Origin of the sequence: Kribbella jejuensis (genome assembly GCF_006715085.1) — a bacterium.
In the GTDB taxonomy this organism is placed as follows: Bacteria; Actinomycetota; Actinomycetes; order Propionibacteriales; family Kribbellaceae; genus Kribbella; species Kribbella jejuensis.
Window position 1 is genome coordinate 1,176,189 of record NZ_VFMM01000001.1, and the last position, 16,884, is coordinate 1,193,072.

Annotated in this window: 18 protein-coding genes; 8 read left to right on the plus strand and 10 right to left on the minus strand. The window is 69.1% G+C overall.

Annotated elements, in window-relative coordinates:
* Positions 1-5: 5 nt before the first annotated feature.
* Complete coding sequence (locus FB475_RS05670; RefSeq protein ID WP_141853178.1) at positions 6-269, plus strand: hypothetical protein; 264 nt, start codon at positions 6-8, stop codon at positions 267-269.
* A 47-nt stretch (positions 270-316) separates the two neighbouring features.
* Positions 317-745: a DUF305 domain-containing protein gene (locus FB475_RS05675; RefSeq protein WP_238331982.1), complete on the plus strand. Its 429-nt coding sequence runs from the start codon at positions 317-319 to the stop codon at positions 743-745.
* Between the two features lie 60 nt (positions 746-805).
* On the opposite strand, the gene FB475_RS05680 is transcribed toward FB475_RS05675, so the two are convergent.
* The gene (locus FB475_RS05680) at positions 806-1,105 is read right to left on the minus strand and encodes a DUF2218 domain-containing protein (RefSeq protein ID WP_141853182.1); all 300 of its coding nucleotides are present in this window, start codon (positions 1,103-1,105) and stop codon (positions 806-808) included.
* Positions 1,106-1,159: 54 nt separating this feature from the next.
* Between FB475_RS05680 and FB475_RS05685 the strand changes: the two genes are divergently transcribed.
* The gene (locus tag FB475_RS05685) at positions 1,160-1,702 is read left to right on the plus strand and encodes a TetR/AcrR family transcriptional regulator (protein ID WP_141853185.1); all 543 of its coding nucleotides are present in this window, start codon (positions 1,160-1,162) and stop codon (positions 1,700-1,702) included.
* Here FB475_RS05685 and FB475_RS05690 read toward each other — a convergent pair.
* The 7 genes from FB475_RS05690 to FB475_RS05720 form a co-directional block, all read right to left on the minus strand.
* Positions 1,679-3,871, minus strand: coding sequence for a heavy metal translocating P-type ATPase (locus FB475_RS05690; protein WP_337678197.1), 2,193 nt, complete (start codon positions 3,869-3,871; stop codon positions 1,679-1,681). The two genes, FB475_RS05685 and FB475_RS05690, sit on opposite strands and share 24 nt — an antisense overlap.
* Positions 3,872-3,903: 32 nt before the next feature.
* The gene (locus tag FB475_RS05695; protein ID WP_141853188.1) at positions 3,904-4,563 is read right to left on the minus strand and encodes a response regulator; all 660 of its coding nucleotides are present in this window, start codon (positions 4,561-4,563) and stop codon (positions 3,904-3,906) included.
* Positions 4,560-5,717: a sensor histidine kinase gene (locus FB475_RS05700; protein WP_141853190.1), complete on the minus strand. Its 1,158-nt coding sequence runs from the start codon at positions 5,715-5,717 to the stop codon at positions 4,560-4,562. Before FB475_RS05700 ends, FB475_RS05695 begins: the two co-directional genes overlap by 4 nt.
* Positions 5,718-5,726: 9 nt before the next feature.
* Positions 5,727-6,563 (minus strand): CPBP family intramembrane glutamic endopeptidase, encoded by an 837-nt coding sequence (locus FB475_RS05705; RefSeq protein ID WP_141853192.1) that lies wholly within the window; start codon positions 6,561-6,563, stop codon positions 5,727-5,729.
* A gap of 78 nt (positions 6,564-6,641) precedes the next feature.
* On the minus strand, positions 6,642-8,222 hold the full coding sequence (locus FB475_RS05710; RefSeq protein WP_141853194.1) for an ABC-F family ATP-binding cassette domain-containing protein: 1,581 nt from the start codon (positions 8,220-8,222) through the stop codon (positions 6,642-6,644).
* Positions 8,223-8,371: 149 nt separating this feature from the next.
* Complete coding sequence (locus FB475_RS05715) at positions 8,372-8,581, minus strand: DUF6343 family protein (protein ID WP_141853196.1); 210 nt, start codon at positions 8,579-8,581, stop codon at positions 8,372-8,374.
* Positions 8,582-8,596: 15 nt separating this feature from the next.
* Positions 8,597-9,268 (minus strand): FadR/GntR family transcriptional regulator, encoded by a 672-nt coding sequence (locus tag FB475_RS05720; protein ID WP_141853198.1) that lies wholly within the window; start codon positions 9,266-9,268, stop codon positions 8,597-8,599.
* A 41-nt stretch (positions 9,269-9,309) separates the two neighbouring features.
* Here FB475_RS05720 and FB475_RS05725 point away from each other — a divergent pair, with 41 nt between their 5' ends.
* The 4 genes from FB475_RS05725 to FB475_RS05735 all read left to right on the plus strand — a co-directional run bounded on the left by FB475_RS05725 (position 9,310) and on the right by FB475_RS05735 (position 14,880).
* The gene (locus FB475_RS05725) at positions 9,310-9,720 is read left to right on the plus strand and encodes a DUF3052 domain-containing protein (protein WP_141853200.1); all 411 of its coding nucleotides are present in this window, start codon (positions 9,310-9,312) and stop codon (positions 9,718-9,720) included.
* A 440-nt stretch (positions 9,721-10,160) separates the two neighbouring features.
* The gene (locus FB475_RS05730; protein ID WP_185759091.1) at positions 10,161-13,973 is read left to right on the plus strand and encodes a multifunctional oxoglutarate decarboxylase/oxoglutarate dehydrogenase thiamine pyrophosphate-binding subunit/dihydrolipoyllysine-residue succinyltransferase subunit; all 3,813 of its coding nucleotides are present in this window, start codon (positions 10,161-10,163) and stop codon (positions 13,971-13,973) included.
* A 1-nt stretch (position 13,974) separates the two neighbouring features.
* Positions 13,975-14,151, plus strand: a complete 177-nt coding sequence (locus FB475_RS36650) for a DUF6104 family protein (protein ID WP_185759093.1) — start codon at positions 13,975-13,977, stop codon at positions 14,149-14,151.
* 9 nt (positions 14,152-14,160) lie between these two features.
* The gene (locus FB475_RS05735) at positions 14,161-14,880 is read left to right on the plus strand and encodes an AAA family ATPase (protein WP_141853204.1); all 720 of its coding nucleotides are present in this window, start codon (positions 14,161-14,163) and stop codon (positions 14,878-14,880) included.
* Here the strand turns inward: FB475_RS05735 and FB475_RS05740 are convergent.
* On the minus strand, positions 14,877-15,227 hold the full coding sequence (locus FB475_RS05740) for an ArsR/SmtB family transcription factor (protein WP_141853206.1): 351 nt from the start codon (positions 15,225-15,227) through the stop codon (positions 14,877-14,879). The two genes, FB475_RS05735 and FB475_RS05740, sit on opposite strands and share 4 nt — an antisense overlap.
* 114 nt (positions 15,228-15,341) lie before the next feature.
* Between FB475_RS05740 and FB475_RS05745 the strand changes: the two genes are divergently transcribed.
* Positions 15,342-16,571: a sodium:proton exchanger gene (locus tag FB475_RS05745; RefSeq protein WP_141853207.1), complete on the plus strand. Its 1,230-nt coding sequence runs from the start codon at positions 15,342-15,344 to the stop codon at positions 16,569-16,571.
* Here FB475_RS05745 and FB475_RS05750 read toward each other — a convergent pair.
* On the minus strand, positions 16,568-16,864 hold the full coding sequence (locus tag FB475_RS05750) for a WhiB family transcriptional regulator (protein WP_141853209.1): 297 nt from the start codon (positions 16,862-16,864) through the stop codon (positions 16,568-16,570). The genes FB475_RS05745 and FB475_RS05750 overlap by 4 nt on opposite strands.
* Positions 16,865-16,884: the final 20 nt, after the last annotated feature.

A 16,884-nucleotide genomic window follows, 5' to 3' on the forward strand; every position in this document is an offset into this window, starting at 1 on the left:
CGGCAATGGCCGTGCCTGGTACGCCGATGGTCGTGATGGAGCATCCGGTCGAGGTCCATGTGATGCCCGCGGATGGGATGCAGGACATGGGCGGCGCCTGTATGGGGGTGCTGACCGGGCTCGTACTGCTGCTGGCGCTGCTGCTCGGTTTGCGCAGCCTGCTGGTGTGGCGTGCCGTTGGTGTTCCGATCTACCAGCTGACACGGGCACTAGAAGAGCGGTCGCCGCCGCGGGTGGTGCTGTCTTCCTTGGGAGTACTGCGGATATAGGCCGACGTGCGCCTTGTTCCGCCGTACCTCACACACAACCCAAGGAATTGGATGACGCACGTCTACCGCACTACCGCTGTACTACTTCTGCTGGTCGCCGCCGCCGGCTGTGGGTCAGGAAGCTGGCGACCGCAATCAAGGCGGCGCAGGACCCGGAGATCAGGTTGATGTCCGGGTGGCTGACCGGCTGGGGTAAGACGGTCCCGACTCCCGGTGAACATGCCGGTCATGCGATGACCGGCATGATGAGCCCGCAGGAGATGGACGACCTGGCCAGGGCCAGCGGCAGCATGTACGACCGCATGTGGGTCACGATGATGATCAAGCACCACCAAGGCGCGGTGATGATGGCCAAGACCGAGCAGGCAACCGGCAAGGCCGCGGCGGTCATCGCCCTGGCCAAGAAGATCCAGGCGGCGCAGACAACCGAGATCGCCACGATGCAACGCCTGCTCGGCCGGCTGCCCGCGGCCTGACCGGTCATCTTTCCGGAAAGAAGTCGTCGCTGGGCCCCGGTTTCTTTCCGGAAACCCCGGCTATCCCACCGCAGCCCACACCACCGCGAGGCTGTCTCGGCGGCCGAGTTGTTCTACCCGGTGGGCTACCCGGGTGCTCTGTTGTTCGAGGGCACCCGGGTCGTCGGCTTCGAGGTGGAGGATCAGGTGGTCGGGGGTGGATCGGATCGTCCAGGTTGCGGTGCCGAGATCGACCACCAGTTCGTCGGCGGACTCGGACACCACCTGGAGGCCGCCCGGGCCGTGGGACAGGTGGCTGGTCAGTTGGCTGCGGTAGCGGTCGGCGCGCGGGGTTTCCACGTGCGCTTCGAGAGCTGGCACGACGGACTCCTTTTTCGAGACACTGTGTCTCGATCATAGGCATAGAATCCAGCTATGCCTAAGTTGTGGGAGCACACGATCGCCTCGCATCGGTCCGCGGTCCACGAAGCGATCCTCGACGCGGCCGCCGCGTTGGTGGCGGAGCGCGGCGTGACGGGGGTGACCATGGCGGAGGTGGCGCAGCGTGCGGGGGTTGGGCGGGCCACGTTGTACAAGTACTTCGGGGACGTCGACGCGGTGTTGTCCGCGTGGCATCGGCGCCAGGTCGGCGTACATCTCCAGCAGCTCGAGGACGTCTGGCAACGCACCCACCGGATCGACGACGTGTTGGAGGCGTACGCCTTCATCCGGCACGAGCATCCATCGACGACAGCTCCGTCGATCCACCGGCAGCAGCACGTCGACCACGCCCGCGACCAGCTGATCGACTTCGTCGCGGAGCGGCTCGGCGACGTGCGGAGCGACGTACCGAAGAAGGAGCTTGCCGCGTACGCCGTGCACGCCCTCAACGCCGCAGGCGCCGCACCGTCGAAAGCGGCGGTACGGCGCCTGGTGGCGGTGACGCTGAGCGGGCTACGCGGCGAGGCGGGTCGGTGAGAGGTCGAGGCTGCGCAGCAGCTGGGCGTTGAGGGCGACCACGATCGTCGAGATCGACATCAACAGCGCGCCCGCGGCCGGCGAGACCACGACCCCGGCGAAGGCCAGTACGCCGGCGGCCAGCGGGACCGTGATGACGTTGTAACCGGTCGCCCAGACGAGGTTCTGCCACATCTTGCGGTAGCTCGCCTTCGACAGATCGATCACCGACAGCACCGCCCGCGGGTCGTCCGCGGCCAGCACCACCCCGGCGGACTCGATCGCGACGTCCGTACCGGCACCGATCGCGATACCGACCTCGGCCCGGGCCAGCGCGGGCGCGTCGTTCACGCCGTCGCCGACCATCGCGACCTTCAGCCCACGCGCCTGCAGCTCCGCGACCTTCGCGTCCTTGTCCTGCGGCAGCACCTCCGCGAACACCTCGTCGATCCCGAGCTCGCGCGCCACCGCGTCCGCGACCTGATGCGCGTCACCGGTGATCATCGCGACCTTCACGCCCCGCTGGTGCAACGCCGCGACGGCCTGCCGGGACTCCTCGCGTACCTCGTCCTCGAGCGCGATCGCCCCCAGCACCTCCCCGTCCCGAACCACATGCAGCACCGCGGCACCACGAGCCTTCCACTCGGCGACCTCGGCCTCGAGTGCGTCCGGTTCGGCGAAGCCGTTCTCCCGCAGGTACGCCGGCCCGCCGACCGCGACCTCGGATCCGTCGACAACCGCCTGCACCCCACGCCCGGTCAACGACCGGAACTCGGTGGCCACCAACCGCCCGTTGCCTCCGGCAACTTCATCGGACGCGCCGGCGCCGCCGTCCACGGTGCGGACGTCCGCGGTGCGGACGTGCGCGGTGCGGAGGTGCAGCGCGCCGGCGGCGCGCACGCCAGGCTCCGCGCCAGCTCCGCGCCAGGCATCCTCGGCCCCATTGTCCGCACCGGCAGCGTGCGCCCGGACGATTGCCTTCGCCAACGGATGCTCGCTGTCCGCCTCGACCGCGGCGGCCAGCGCCAGCAGCTCGTCCCTGGAGACCGACCCGACGGCAGCAACGCCGGTGACCGCAGGCTCGCCCTTGGTCAGCGTGCCGGTCTTGTCGAACAGCACCGCGTCGACAGTCCGCATCCGCTCCAGCGCCAACCGGTTCTTCACCAGTACTCCGGTCTTCGCGGCCCGCTCCGTGGAGATCGCGATCACCAGCGGGATGGCCAGCCCGAGGGCGTGCGGGCAGGCGATCACCAGCACCGTCACGGTCCGGGTGACAGCCTCGTCCAGCTTGCCCAGCAACGCCCACACCACGAACGTGATCAACCCCGAGATCGAGGCGAAGTAGAACAGGAACGCCGCCGCGCGGTCGGCCAGCGCCTGCGCCCGGGACGAGGACGCCTGCGCCTCGGCGACCAGCTGCTGAATCCCGGCCAGCGCGGTGTCGTCGCCGACCGCGGTGATCTCGACCCGCAGAGCGTTGTCGGTGGCAACGGTCCCGGCGACGACCTGGTCGCCGGCGCCACGCGAGACCGGGCGCGATTCGCCGGTGATCATCGACTCGTCCACCTCGGCCTGCCCGTCGACCACCGTACCGTCGGCCGGGACCCGCCCGCCGGACCGTACGAGTACGACGTCACCGGCCTGCAACTCGTGCAGCGCGACCTCGACCACACCGTCCTCGGTCACCTTCTCGGCCGAGTCGGGCAGCAACGCGGCCAGTGCGTCCAGCGCACCGGACGCGGCGCCGAGCGCCCGCATCTCCAGCCAGTGCCCGAGCAGCATGATCACGATCAGCAGCGCGAGCTCCCACCAGAAGTCCAGATCGAACCCGCCGAGCTTCAGCGTGGTCACCCAGGACGCGACGAACGCCACCGTGATCGCCATCGAGATCAACAGCATCATCCCGGGCTGCCGAGACTTCAGCTCGCTCCACCCGCCGGTCAGGAACGGCCGCCCACCGTACAGGAAGATCACCGTGCCGAGCACCGGCGCGATCAGCCCCGACCCCGGGAACTCCGGCGGCATGTAGCCGAGCAGGTCCGCGAACATGTGACTGAAGAACACCACCGGCACCGCCAGCCCCAAGCTGATCCAGAACCGATCCTTGAACTGCGCCGCATGATCCCCATGCCCACCATGTCCACCATGCCCGTCATGACCACCGTGCTGATGCTGCTCGTGCTCATCCATGCCCGAGAACATACCCCTAGGGGGTATCGAAATCAAGACCGCCCCGGAACCGCGTACCCGGACTCGTAGGCATACATCACCAACTGGGCCCGGTCCCGGCACTCCAGCTTGGTGAGCAGATGACTCACGTGCGACTTGACAGTGCCGTACCCGAGATGCAGCCGCTGCGCGATCTCCTGGTTCGACAACCCTTGAGCCACCGCCCGCAGCACGTCACGTTCACGATCGGTCAGACCGTCGTCGGCGGTGACCGCCCGCGCGCCGGGCAGCGCGGCGAACCGTTCGATCAATCGTCGGGTGATCCGCGGATGCAGCAGCGCCTCGCCCGCCGACACCACCTCGATCGCCTCGAGCAACTGGGCCGGACGCGTCTCCTTGAGCAGGAACCCGCTGGCGCCCGAACGTAGCGCCTCCAGTACGAGTTCGTCCTCGTCGAAGGTCGTCAGCACGACCACCCGCGTCTCCCGGCAGGCCGGGTCGGCCAGGATCGTGCGGGTCGCGGACAGCCCGTCGAGGTGCGGCATCCGGACGTCCATCAGGACGACATCGGGCGCGGTACGCCGGCACAGCACGATCGCCTCCAGTCCGTCCCGCGCCTCGCCGACCACGTCGATCTCATCGGCCGAGCGGAGCAGCAGCACGAATCCCGCCCGCACCAGGTCCTGGTCGTCGACGACCGCGACCCGGATCACCGCCGGACTCCGACCGGAAGCGTGGCGTGTACCCGGAAACCGTTGCCATGGACGCCGTACTCCACCCGGCCGCCGACCAGACGGGCCCGCTCCTCGAGTCCGATCAGCCCATGGCCGGACCCGGTTCCGGAGGACCGCGCCGGTCCCGGGTCGACGACCTCGAGACCGATCGAGGCACCGACCAAGGTGACCGTCACGGTCGCGGTCGTGGCGGCGGAGTGCTTGACGATGTTGGTCAGCGATTCCTGCACGATCCGGTACGCCGTCAGCGAGATCGCGGCGTCGAGCTCCGGCGCCGTACTCGGAAGTGTCAGCGTGACGTCGAGTCCCGCGCCACGGAGGTCCGCGACCAGTTCGGCGAGGTCGTCGATCCCGCGGGTCGGCGGCCGCGTCCCGTCCTCGTTCTCCGACCGCAACATGCCCAGCATCGAGCGGGTCTGCTCGAGCGCCCGGCGACTGGTGTCGGCGATGACTTCGAGCGAGCGCTCAGCCGCGTCCGCGTCGACGCGGATCAAATGGGCGCCGACCCCGGCCTGAACGGCGATCAGCGACATGCTGTGCGCGACCACGTCGTGCAGTTCGCGGGCGATCCGCAGCCGCTCCTCAGTGATCGCGGCCTGTACCTGATCCCGCTGCTGCCGGCGCCGGGAACGGATCGCATCACCGACCGCCCACGCAGCCACCAGGAGCGCGACGGCCTGCAGCAGGTCGGACATCCCCAGATCCGGTACGTCGAGCAGCGCCAGGCCCACGAAGCACGCCACCCCGACGCCCAACCCCGCGAGCCCCTCGGGGCGGCGGCCGTGTGCGGCGAGTGAGTAGAGACTGAACAGCAGCAGCACGGACAACAAGCCGATGTAGTGCCCCGACAGGCTGACGACCAGGCTGCCGATCACCATCACGGCGTACGACGTCAACGGCCGGCGGCGGCGCCACGCGAGTGCTCCGGCCGCGGCCGCGGTGGCCACGACCGAGAGCACGTCCGGGCTCTCCAGCTGAGGGTCGATCGACGCCGGGTCGTTGTTCAGCAGCGAGGCGAGCGCTGCCGCCGCGCAGCCGGCGCCGAGCACCGGATCGAGGTACGGCGACCAGCGTTGCGACGCGACGATCCACCAACTCTGCCGGCCCGAGGCCGGCGCAAGCTGCCCCCTCATATCCGGAGACTACGCGCGCACGGCCTGGACTGGCTGCGGTTCGGTCGACGCAGCAGGCGTCCGCCAGACCCGCGACCAGCGGAGCAGCACGAGCGCCATCACGGCACAGGCCCCGAGGGTTGCGAACCCCGTCTCACCGGCGACGTACGCGAGGCTCGAACCGGAGGTCGCGACGACAGCCGAGGCACCGAGGTCGAAGACGGTGTTCGCCACGTTGTGCGCGATCGCGACCGGCCAGACAGTCTTCGAGCGGTCCCAGAGCCACGCGTAGAGCACACCGGCCGCGGTGATCGTGAGCACGGCACACGGCGCGACGATCCACCGCGCACCGCCGGTGTCGTACGTCGTGGCGATCAGGATCAGCGGCAGGTGGAAACAGCCGTGGGCGAAACCGGTCACGACAGCGGCCCGCCGACGGCCGGTCAACTGCTGGAACCGCGGCAGCAGGTATCCACGCCAACCGATCTCCTCACCGAGGATGATCGCGGTCGGAACCACCAGCGCGATCACCAGATCGACCAACCACCCGGCCGAGAAACGACCGAGGTGCAGCGTTCCGGCACCGACCAGCAGCGCCGTACCGTACGCGCCGCCGCAGAGCAGCAGTGGTACTACGACCGCGGCAGGCCACGACCGGAAACCGGCCCTGCTCAGCCCGATCCCGCGCCAGAGAGCGCGGCGGCTTCCGCGCGGCGTGACGGTGAAGGTCAGGATGCCGACGGTCACGGTCGGGACCATGACACTGAGCAACAGGTTGAGATGCGCGTGCGGCAGGCCGAGCGCGATGGCCAGCGCGAGCAGGTAGGCGATGGTCAGGTAGGCGACGATCTCACGCGTTGTTTTCATGCACCCACGGTCCAGGCAGACCCGGGGGTACCGCGTCTGCCTGGAGACCTCGCTTACCTCTGTCTGCAGACAGAGCCGCTAGAGCGGATCGATGTCGGTCAGCGATTCCGGGGTCAGCTCGAGCCAGCGGGTGATTCCGATCTCGCGGAGGAACGGTACGTCGTGGCTGGCGATCACGAGGGCACCGTTGTACGACGCGAGGGCGTCCTTCAACTGCCCGACGCTCGCCAGGTCGAGGTTGTTCGTCGGCTCGTCGAGCATCAGCAACTGCGGGGGCGGCTCCGCCAGCAGCAAGGCCGCCAGCGTCGCCCGGAACCGCTCACCACCCGACAACGTCCTGACGAGCTGATCCGCCGCCCGCCCGCGGAACAAGAACCGTGCCAACCGCGCCCGCCGCTCCTGGTTCTCCGTCCCCAGAGCCAGCAACGCCAGGTTGTCGACGATCGACAGGTCGTCGCGCAGCAGGTCGAGCCGCTGTGGCAGGTACCGGAACGGCACCGCGGGCAGCTCCCCCGCCACGATCGACTGCAGCAACGTCGTCTTCCCGGCACCGTTCGGCCCGGTCAGCGCGATCCGCTCCGGACCCCGGATCTCCAGGTCGACGTGCGCCCCGGTCCGCAGTACGTGGTCCGCCAGCCGCAGCACCACCCGACCCGCAGGTACGGCGGTCTTCGGCAGGTCGACGCGGATCGTCTCGTCGTCGTGGACCTTGTCCTCGGCGTCCGCGAGCGCCTCCTGCGCGGACTCGAGCCGCTCGGACTGCATCCCGAGGTGCTTGCCGGCCGACACCTGCGCCGCCCGCTTCAGCCCGCCCGCGACGATCTTCGGGATCCCGCCCTGCTCGAAGGCGCGCTGCCCGCGGGCGCGGCGCTGGTCCATCTTCATCCGCGCGTCGATCAGGTCCTTCTTCTGTTTGCGTACGTCGGCCTCCGCCGCCCGGAGCATCCGCTCCGCGGCCTCCTGCTCGACCGCGACCGCCTCCTCGTACGCGGTCAGGTTGCCGCCGTACCAGGTGACCTCGCCCTTGCGCAGGTCGCCGATCTGGTCGACCCGGTCGAGCAGCTCCCGGTCGTGCGACACGATCAGCAACGCACCACGGAACTGGTCGACGGCGTCGTACAGGTGCCGCCGCGCCCGCAGGTCGAGGTTGTTGGTCGGCTCGTCGAGCAGCAGTACGTCGGGACGCCGGAGCAGCTCGGCCGCAAGCCCGAGCAGGATCGTCTCGCCGCCGGACAGCTCGCCGACGCTGCGGTCCAGGCCGACCGCGCCGAGGCCGAGCTTGCCGAGCAGCGCCTCGGCGCGTTCGTCGACGTCCCAGTCGTCGCCGACGATCGCGAAGTTCTGCTCGGACGCGTCACCGGACTCGATCGCGGTGATCGCCCGGCGGACCGTTTCGATGCCGAGGGCCTGATCGACCCGCAACGAGGTGTCGAGGGTCAGGTCCTGCGGCAGGTATCCGAGCTCGCCGCTGACCCGGATCGCCCCGCGTTGCGGGGTGAGCCGGCCGGCGATCAGCCGGAGCAGCGTCGACTTGCCGGCGCCGTTGCGGCCGACCAGTCCGGAGCGGACCGGGCCCGCCACGAACGTCAGACCGTCGAACAGCGCCTCGCCGTCGGGCCAGGCGAAGAAGAGATCGGTACAGGACAGGGAAAAGCTCATGAGTTGTCAACTCCAGCTGAGGTCTCGGACGAGACCGCGCACGCGACGGTGGCGGTCGATCGGTTGAAGGCGAGAGCCTCAGTTCGACAACTCGAACCCCTGACGTCGGGAATATGACAGCAGAAGCTTACGGACCCGGCCGGGACCGATCAACCGTTTTCCGAGTACTTGCGCCAGGCAACGACCACCAGGTCGACGAACGCCACCCCGGTGAACAACCCGAAGACGATCACCCAGCCGGCGGGCAGGTCGTACCCGACCGCGAGCGCCGTACTCACCGCGAACAGCACCAGCCCGAACGCCGACAGCACGATCCGCAGCGTCAACGCGCTTCGTGGTGGCGGCGGCTCAAAAGCCATACCTCCGCTGTACCCCTAAGGCGCCTTGCGTAGCCAGGTCTCGACGCCGGCGATGTGGGCGGTCATCCAGGCGCGCGCCGCCTCGGCGTCGGCGCTCTCGATCGCGTCCAGGATCGCGGCGTGTTCGGACAACGTCCGCTCGACCGCACCGGCCTGGGTGACGCCACGCCAGATCCGGGCCCGCTGGGTCGCGCCGGAGACACCGTCCAGCAGCGAGCACACCACCTGGTTGCCGGTCGCCTCGGCGATCCCGCGGTGGAACTGCAGGTCGTTCGCGACCAGTTCCTCGACGCCGGCGTCGGCGGCCAGGTCGCTGCACAGCAGCCGCAGCTCGGTGATCTTCTCCGGGGTGATCCGGCTCGCGGCCAGCGCGGCGACACCGGGCTCGAGCAACCGCCGTACCTCGAAGAACTGCAGTATCGAGTCGTCGCGGTGCAGGTCGACCATGAAGCTCAGCGCGTCCAGCAGGTGAGCCGAGTCGAGGCTGGTGACGTACGTACCGTCACCGTGCCGGACGTCGAGCACGTTCACCAGCGTGAGCGCCTTGACCGCTTCCCGCAGCGAGTTCCGCGACAGCCCCAGCCGGGCGGCCAGGTCCGCCTCCTTCGGCAGCCGATCCCCCGGCCCGAGTTCCCCCGAGGTGATCATCCCCTTGATCTTGACGATCGCCTCATCCGTCAGCGCCATTTCGTCAGTATGCCCCCGCAAGGGGTGTCTACGATCCGCTCATGAGCGCGACACCGGGGTACTCGGGCAAACCACTGGCCGCCAAGCTCGGTATCAAGGCCGACCACCTCGTGCTGCTCGACAACGCCCCGCCCGGTTTCGCCGTCGAAGGACTTCCGGACGGTACGGCGCTCACCCGGCGCCTCGGCCGCACGCCGTACGACGTCGTGCTGATGTTCTGTCCCGACCGGGCCCGGCTGGCGAAGCGGCTGCCGGTCCTGCTGCCGCGGACCGCGACCGCCGGGATGATCTGGACCGCCTGGCCGAAGCGCTCCTCCGGCGTGCCGACCGATCTGGACGAGAACGGCATCCGCGAGCTCGCGCTCCCGCTCGGCGTTGTCGACGTCAAGGTGTGCGCGATCGACGCCACCTGGTCCGGGCTCAAGCTGGTCCGCCGACTCAGTAACCGATGAAGGCCAATCATGCCCAGGTGGACTGATTTCGAGCGTGACGTTGGCCACACTTTTGCACGGTCCTGATCATCGCGGCCGGTGAGTGTGCAACTGCATACAGTGGGCAGCCGCGCTCAACAGGCCACCCGGCGGACCCTGAAAGCGGCCCGGACAGTGGGCCGGAATTCCACCCCTGCAAGGCGTCCCGCAGCACCGGCCGTCGCTCTCCGCAGCGGGCCGCGATGAGAGGAACGGGTGTGGCCTGAAACACCTTTGTGAGCAGTGTTTCAGGCGCTGATGGATCGGCCCGCCAAGGCCCGACCACTCGACACACTGGTCCGGTGGTCCCCGGCTGTGGAAGTGGTCGCGGTGCTATTAGCCTTTGCATGGGGCACCACCCATAACATCAGCATTAACCAACCGTGCTACCGGACCCGAAATCGGAAGAGGCGAACTGCCAAGTGGCCACCGAGCCATCAGACACCAATCCCCTAGCAGCCTTCGGTGCGAACGAATGGCTGGTCGACGAGCTGTACGAGAAGTACCAGCAGGACCCGAATTCGGTGGATCCGGCGTGGCTCGACTTCTTCAAGACGTACAACCCTGATGGTGCAGCGAAGCCGGTGACCACCACCCCGGCCGACGCGCCCCGTCCGGACGCGGTATCGGACAACAAGACGCCCGAGGCGCCGAGCCGCGGCACCGCTGCCGCCGCGCCCGCCTCCAGCGCGCCCGCCGCGACGACCGCGGCCGCGCAGCCCTCCGCGCCGACGCCGGCCGTCGCGCAGACGGCACCGCAGCAGCAGCCCGCAGCCAAGCAAGCACCGGCCCAGTCCGGCGCCCCGACCGGAGGCACGGTGAACCAGCCGCCCAGCGCCCAGCCCAAGGCCGCACCCGCGACGAGCGCCGACACGCAGCGGCAGATCCTCCGCGGGGCCCCGGCGCGAACCGCGCAGAACATGGAGACCAGCCTCTCCGTGCCGACCGCGACCAGCGTTCGCCAGGTGCCGGTCAAGCTGCTGATCGACAACCGGATCGTCATCAACAACCACCTGAAGCGCGCTCGCGGCGGCAAGGTGTCGTTCACGCACCTGATCGGCTGGGCGCTGGTCAAGGCGCTGAAGACGCTGCCGGAGATGAACGCGTCGTACGACGAGACCGACGGCAAGCCGACGCTCGTCCAGCCGGCCCACATCAATCTCGGCCTGGCCATCGACATGCAGAAGCCCGACGGCACCCGGCAGCTGCTGGTGCCGTCGATCAAGGGCGCCGACGAGATGACGTTCGCCGACTTCTGGATGGCCTACGAGGACATCGTCCGGCGGGCCCGGGACAACAAGCTCGCGCTGCCGGACTTCCAGGGCACCACGATCAGCCTGACCAACCCCGGCACGATCGGCACCCAGCACTCGGTGCCGCGGCTGATGAGCGGCCAGGGTTGCATCGTCGGCGTCGGCGCGATGGAGTACCCGTCGGAGTACCAGGGCGCGGCCGAGGAGACGATGGCCAAGCTCGCGGTCAGCAAGGTGATGACGCTGACCTCGACGTACGACCACCGGATCATCCAGGGCGCCCAGTCGGGTGAGTTCCTGCGCCGGATCCACCAGCTGCTGCTCGGCCAGGAGGGTTTCTACGACGAGATCTTCCAGAGCCTGCGGATCCCGTACGAGCCGATCCGCTGGGCCGCCGACCTCCCGCACAGCCACGAGGAGGACATCAGCAAGCAGGCCCGGATCCTCGAGCTGATCCACGCGTTCCGGGTGCGCGGCCACATCATGGCCGACACCGACCCGCTGGAGTACAAGCAGCGCAGCCACCCGGACCTGGACGTCGCCACCCACGGCCTGACGCTGTGGGACCTGGACCGCGAGTTCGCCACCGGATCGTTCGGCGGCAGCGACCGGCGGTTCATGAAGCTGCGCGAGATCCTCGGCATCCTGCGCGACTCGTACTGCCGGACCACCGGTATCGAGTACATGCACATCCAGGACCCCGAGCAGCGCAAGTGGATCCAGGAGCGGGTCGAGCGGCCGCACACCAAGCCGCCGCGCGAGGAGCAGCTGCGGATCCTGGCCAAGCTGAACGAGGCCGAGGCGTTCGAGACCTTCCTGCAGACCAAGTACGTCGGTCAGCGCCGGTTCTCGCTCGAGGGCGCGGAGACCACGATCCCGCTGCTCGACGAGCTCTGCGAGGAGGCCGCCGGCGCCGGGCTGGACGAGGTCGCGATCGGGATGGCGCACCGCGGCCGGCTGAACGTCCTGGCGAACATCGTCGGCAAGTCGTACGGCCAGATCTTCCGCGAGTTCGAGGGCAACATCGACCCGCGGACCGTGCAGGGCTCCGGTGACGTCAAGTACCACCTGGGCGCCGAGGGCGAGTTCGTCTCCGAGTTCGGCGACAAGATCAAGGTCTCGGTGGCGGCGAACCCGTCGCACCTGGAGACCGTCGACCCGGTGCTCGAGGGCATCGTCCGGGCCAAGCAGGACATCCTGGACCGCGGCGCCGCGTTCCCGGTGCTGCCGGTGCTGGTCCACGGTGATGCGGCCTTCGCCGGCCAGGGCGTGGTCGCGGAGACGCTGAACCTGTCCCAGCTGCGCGGGTACCGCACCGGCGGCACGATCCACGTGATCGTGAACAACCAGGTCGGCTTCACCACCTCGCCGGCCTCGTCCCGCTCGTCGATGTACTCCACCGACGTCGCGCGGATGGTGCAGGCGCCGATCTTCCACGTGAACGGCGACGACCCCGAGGCCTGCATCCGGGTCGCGGACCTCGCGTTCGAGTACCGCCAGGCGTTCAACAAGGACGTCGTCATCGACCTGGTCTGCTACCGCCGCCGCGGTCACAACGAGGGTGACGACCCGAGCTTCACCCAGCCGCTGATGTACGACCTGATCGAGCAGAAGCGCTCGGTCCGCAAGCTGTACACCGAGGCGCTGATCGGTCGTGGCGACATCACGATCGAAGAGGCCGAGCAGGCGATGCAGGACTTCCAGCAGCGCCTCGAGCGGGTGTTCGCGGAGGTTCGCGACGCGAAGAACGAGCCGGACACGCCGGCGCCGTACGTCACCGTCCCGGTCTACCCGGACAAGCCGGAAGGCCCGGACGCGACCGCGATCAGCCGCGAGACGCTGAAGAAGATCGCCGACGCGTACACCACGCTGCCCGAGGGCTTCACCGTGCACCCGAAGGTGCAGCCGCAGCTGCAGCGCCGGGCGCACGCGATCACCGAGGGCCCGCTGGACTGGGCCAGCGCGGAGATCACCGCGTTCGGTTCGCTGCTGCTCGACGGGCGGCCGGTCCGGCTGGCCGGTCAGGACAGCCGCCGCGGTACGTTCGTCCAGCGGTTCGCCGCTGTCATCGACCGGGTCAACGGGCAGGACCACGTCCCGCTGCAGCACCTGGACGAGGGCAACCAGGCGAACTTCTACGTCTACGACTCGCTGCTCAGCGAGTACGCCGCCCTCGGCTTCGAGTACGGGTACTCCGTTGCCCGTCCGGAGGCGCTGGTGCTCTGGGAGGCGCAGTTCGGCGACTTCGTCAACGGCGCCCAGTCGGTCATCGACGAGTACATCTCGTCCGGTGAGGCGAAGTGGGGCCAGAAGTCGGGCGTCGTCCTGCTGCTGCCGCACGGGTACGAGGGCCAGGGCCCGGACCACACGTCGGCCCGGATCGAGCGGTTCCTGCAGCTGTGCGCCGAGAACGCGATGACCGTCGCGCAGCCGTCGACGCCGGCGTCGTACTTCCACCTGCTCCGCCGGCACACGCTCGGCGAGGAGCACGTGCCGATGATCGTCTTCACGCCGAAGCAGCTGCTGCGGCGCAAGGAGGCGGTGTCGCAGCCGGAGGAGCTGACCCACGGCACCTTCCGGCCGGTGCTCGGCGATGCCGAGGCGGAGGCGAACGCGGACGCCGTGGAGCGCGTCATCCTGGCGTCGGGCCGGATCGTGTACGACCTGCTCGCCGAGCGGAAGAAGGTCGAGCCGGACAAGATCAGCACCGCGATCGTCCGGGTCGAGCAGCTGTACCCGCTGCCCGCGGACGAGGTCGTGGCCGAGCTGGCGAAGTACCCGAACGCCACGGAGATCCGCTGGGTGCAGGACGAGCCGGCGAACCAGGGTCCGTGGCCGTTCATGGCGCTGAACCTGACCGAGCACCTGGGCGGCAAGCCGTTCTACCGGGTGTCCCGGCCGGCCATGTCCGCTCCGGCGGTCGGCTCGCACGGTGTCCACGGCACCGAGCAGGCGACGCTGCTGAAGCAGGCGTTCAGCTGACATGTACTTCACCGACCGCGGGATCGAGGAACTCGAGAAGCGGCGTGGCGAGGAGGATGTCACGCTGGCCTGGGTCGCCGAGCGACTCCGCGAGTTCGTCGACCTGAACCCCGAGTTCGAGACCCCCGTCGAACGCTTCGCCACCTGGCTCGCCAGGCTGGACGACGAGGACGAGTAAATTGACCGAATGCCCTTCGCCACGCAACCCGTACGCCGGGTCGCCGCGGCGAAGGGCATTCGCGTATCCGGCCACTGGCCGCACACGATTCCCGCCGTACGCCAACTTCTGACCGACGGCCTCGACCTGGACCCAGGCGTGACGTTCCTGGTCGGCGAGAACGGCGCCGGCAAATCCACCATCGTCGAGGCAATCGCGATCGCCTTCGGTATGTCTCCCGAAGGCGGTTCCACAGGCGCCCGCCTCACCACCCGCGAAACCGAGTCGCCGCTCGCCACCCACCTACAACTGACCCGCGGCGCCGGCGCCCCCCGCTGGGGCTTCTTCCTCCGCGCGGAAACGATGCACGGCTACTACACCTACCTGGAACAGAACCCCGGCAACCCGACCGACCCGCGGTTCCACGAGCTGTCCCACGGCGAAGGATTCCTCGAGGTCTTGCGAAGCCGTTTCGACAGCCCTGGACTGTACTGCCTCGACGAGCCGGAGTCGGCTCTGTCGTTCAGCTCCAGTTTGGCGCTGGTGGGGGTCCTGGGCGAGCTGGCCGCGGGTGGGGCGCAGGTGTTGTGCGCCACTCACTCGCCGGTCGTCTGCTCGTTGCCGGGCGCCAGGATCGTCGAGGTGGGTGAGTGGGGGTTGCGGCGTACCACCTGGGACGAGTTGGAGCTCGTGCAGAACTGGAAGGCGTACCTGCAGGCACCTGAGCGGTATCTGCGGCACATCCTCTAGTCGGTGTGGGGTGGCCTCGTGCGGCGGGGTGGGTCGGGGGCCAGGGAGCCGTCGGGGGCGATGTGTTCGAAGATCTGGTCCACCAGGTTGAGGACGTGCGGGTCGTCGACGGTGTAGATGTGGCGGCGGCCTTCGCGGCGGGCGGTGATGATGCCGGCCAGGCGGAGTTTGCCGAGGTGCTGGCTCGCGGTGGCGATGCTCACGCCGACGCGTTCCGCCAGGGTGCCGACGTCGTACTCCCCCTGCGCGGCCAGCGACACCAGGTGCAGCCGGACCGGAGCGGAGAGCATGGCGAAGGTGCCCGCGGCGGATTCGAGCTGCGCCTTCGTCGGTTCAGGGTTGGTCATCGCGCAGTCATTGTGACTGGCCGAGGTGTCCGCGGACAGCGCGCCGGGCCGTGGTGACGACGGTCTCACACTTTCGCAATTGCGAAAGTATCAAAACGGTGGCAGGCTGGAACCATGTTCCGAGCGGTCCGCCCTGTGCTCCTGCTGCTCCTGGCGGCGATCCCCGCGGTCGCCCTCAGGCTGACCGGCACCCATCCCCCGGCGCTGGCGTCGATCGCGATCTTCGGCCTCGCCGTGGTCGCCGCGTCGTTCGTGCTGGCCTGGGCGGCGGAGGCCGCGGAGATGGACATCTCCGGCGGTCTGGCGATCGCGCTGCTCGCGGTGATCGCGGTCCTGCCGGAGTACGCCGTCGACCTGTACTTCGCCCACACCGCCGGCTCGAACCCGGACTACGTGCAGTACGCCGCCGCCAACATGACCGGGTCGAACCGGTTGCTGCTCGGCCTCGGCTGGTCCGCCGTCGTCCTGATCAGCCTGTACGTCGCCTCGCGGCGCAGCGGACGCACCGTGAAGTCCCTGGTCCTCGACTCCGGATACCGCCGGGAGCTCGGCTTCCTCGCGGTGGCCGGCGTGGTCGCGTTCGTGATCCCGGTGACCGGACAGATCCACCTGCTGCTCGGGATCCTGCTGCTCGCGTTCTTCGCCTTCTACCTCTACCGCGCAGCGACCTCAGACCACGACGACGAGCCGGACCTGATCGGCCCGGCCGCGACCATCGGCGCACTACCGCAACTGCAGCGCCGGATCGTCGTGACCGCGATGTTCCTGGTGTCGGCCGGGGTGATCCTGGCGGCCGCGGAGCCGTTCGCGGACTCGCTGGTCGCCGGCGGTCAGGCGCTCGGGATCGACCAGTTCCTGCTGGTGCAATGGCTGGCACCGCTGGCGTCCGAGGCGCCGGAGTTCATCGTGGCGATCCTGTTCGCCTGGCAGGGCAAGGGCGCGGCCGCGCTGGGCCTGCTGATCTCCGCGAAGGTCAACCAGTGGACGCTGCTGATCGGCAGCCTGCCGATCGCGTACGGGATCGGTGGCGGCGGCGCCGCGCTGCACCTGGACGGTCGTCAGGTCGAGGAGTTCCTCCTGACCGCTACCCAGACCCTGCTCGGTATCGCGATCCTCCTCAGCCTGCGCTTCCCCCGCTGGGCGGCCTTCACCCTGCTGGGCCTGTTCGCGGTCCAGTTCGCCGTGCCCGGCCAGACCGGGCGGTACGTGATCAGCGTGGTCTACCTGGTCCTCGCGATCGGCGCAGCGATCCACAACCGCAAGTACCTGACGCAGACCATCACCGCCCCGTTCCGCCGTACGGCAGCCGTCGCCGAGGCCGAACGCGAGCTCGTCGACGCCTAGCTGGCCTGCTGCTCCTCGATCAGCGGGCGGGTACGGCGTTCCTGCGGGCCGGGGCGGCCGCGCCGCCGGCCGGAGAGGAACTTCTCGCCGGCCGCGGTGCCGGTGAACTTGGTCCGGCGGGCCCACTCGCGGCACTGGTCGATCACCGGGCAGGACGTCAGGCAGATCGCCTGCGCCTTGCGCTGCTCCCACTGGCTGGCCGTCTCGTCGTACGACGGCGCGTGGCCGACACAGGCGGCCCTCGCCATCCAGTTGTCGGCCGGGTCCACGATGACCGTCAAAGTAGGCCTCATCAGCTGCTCCTCGTCGCTCG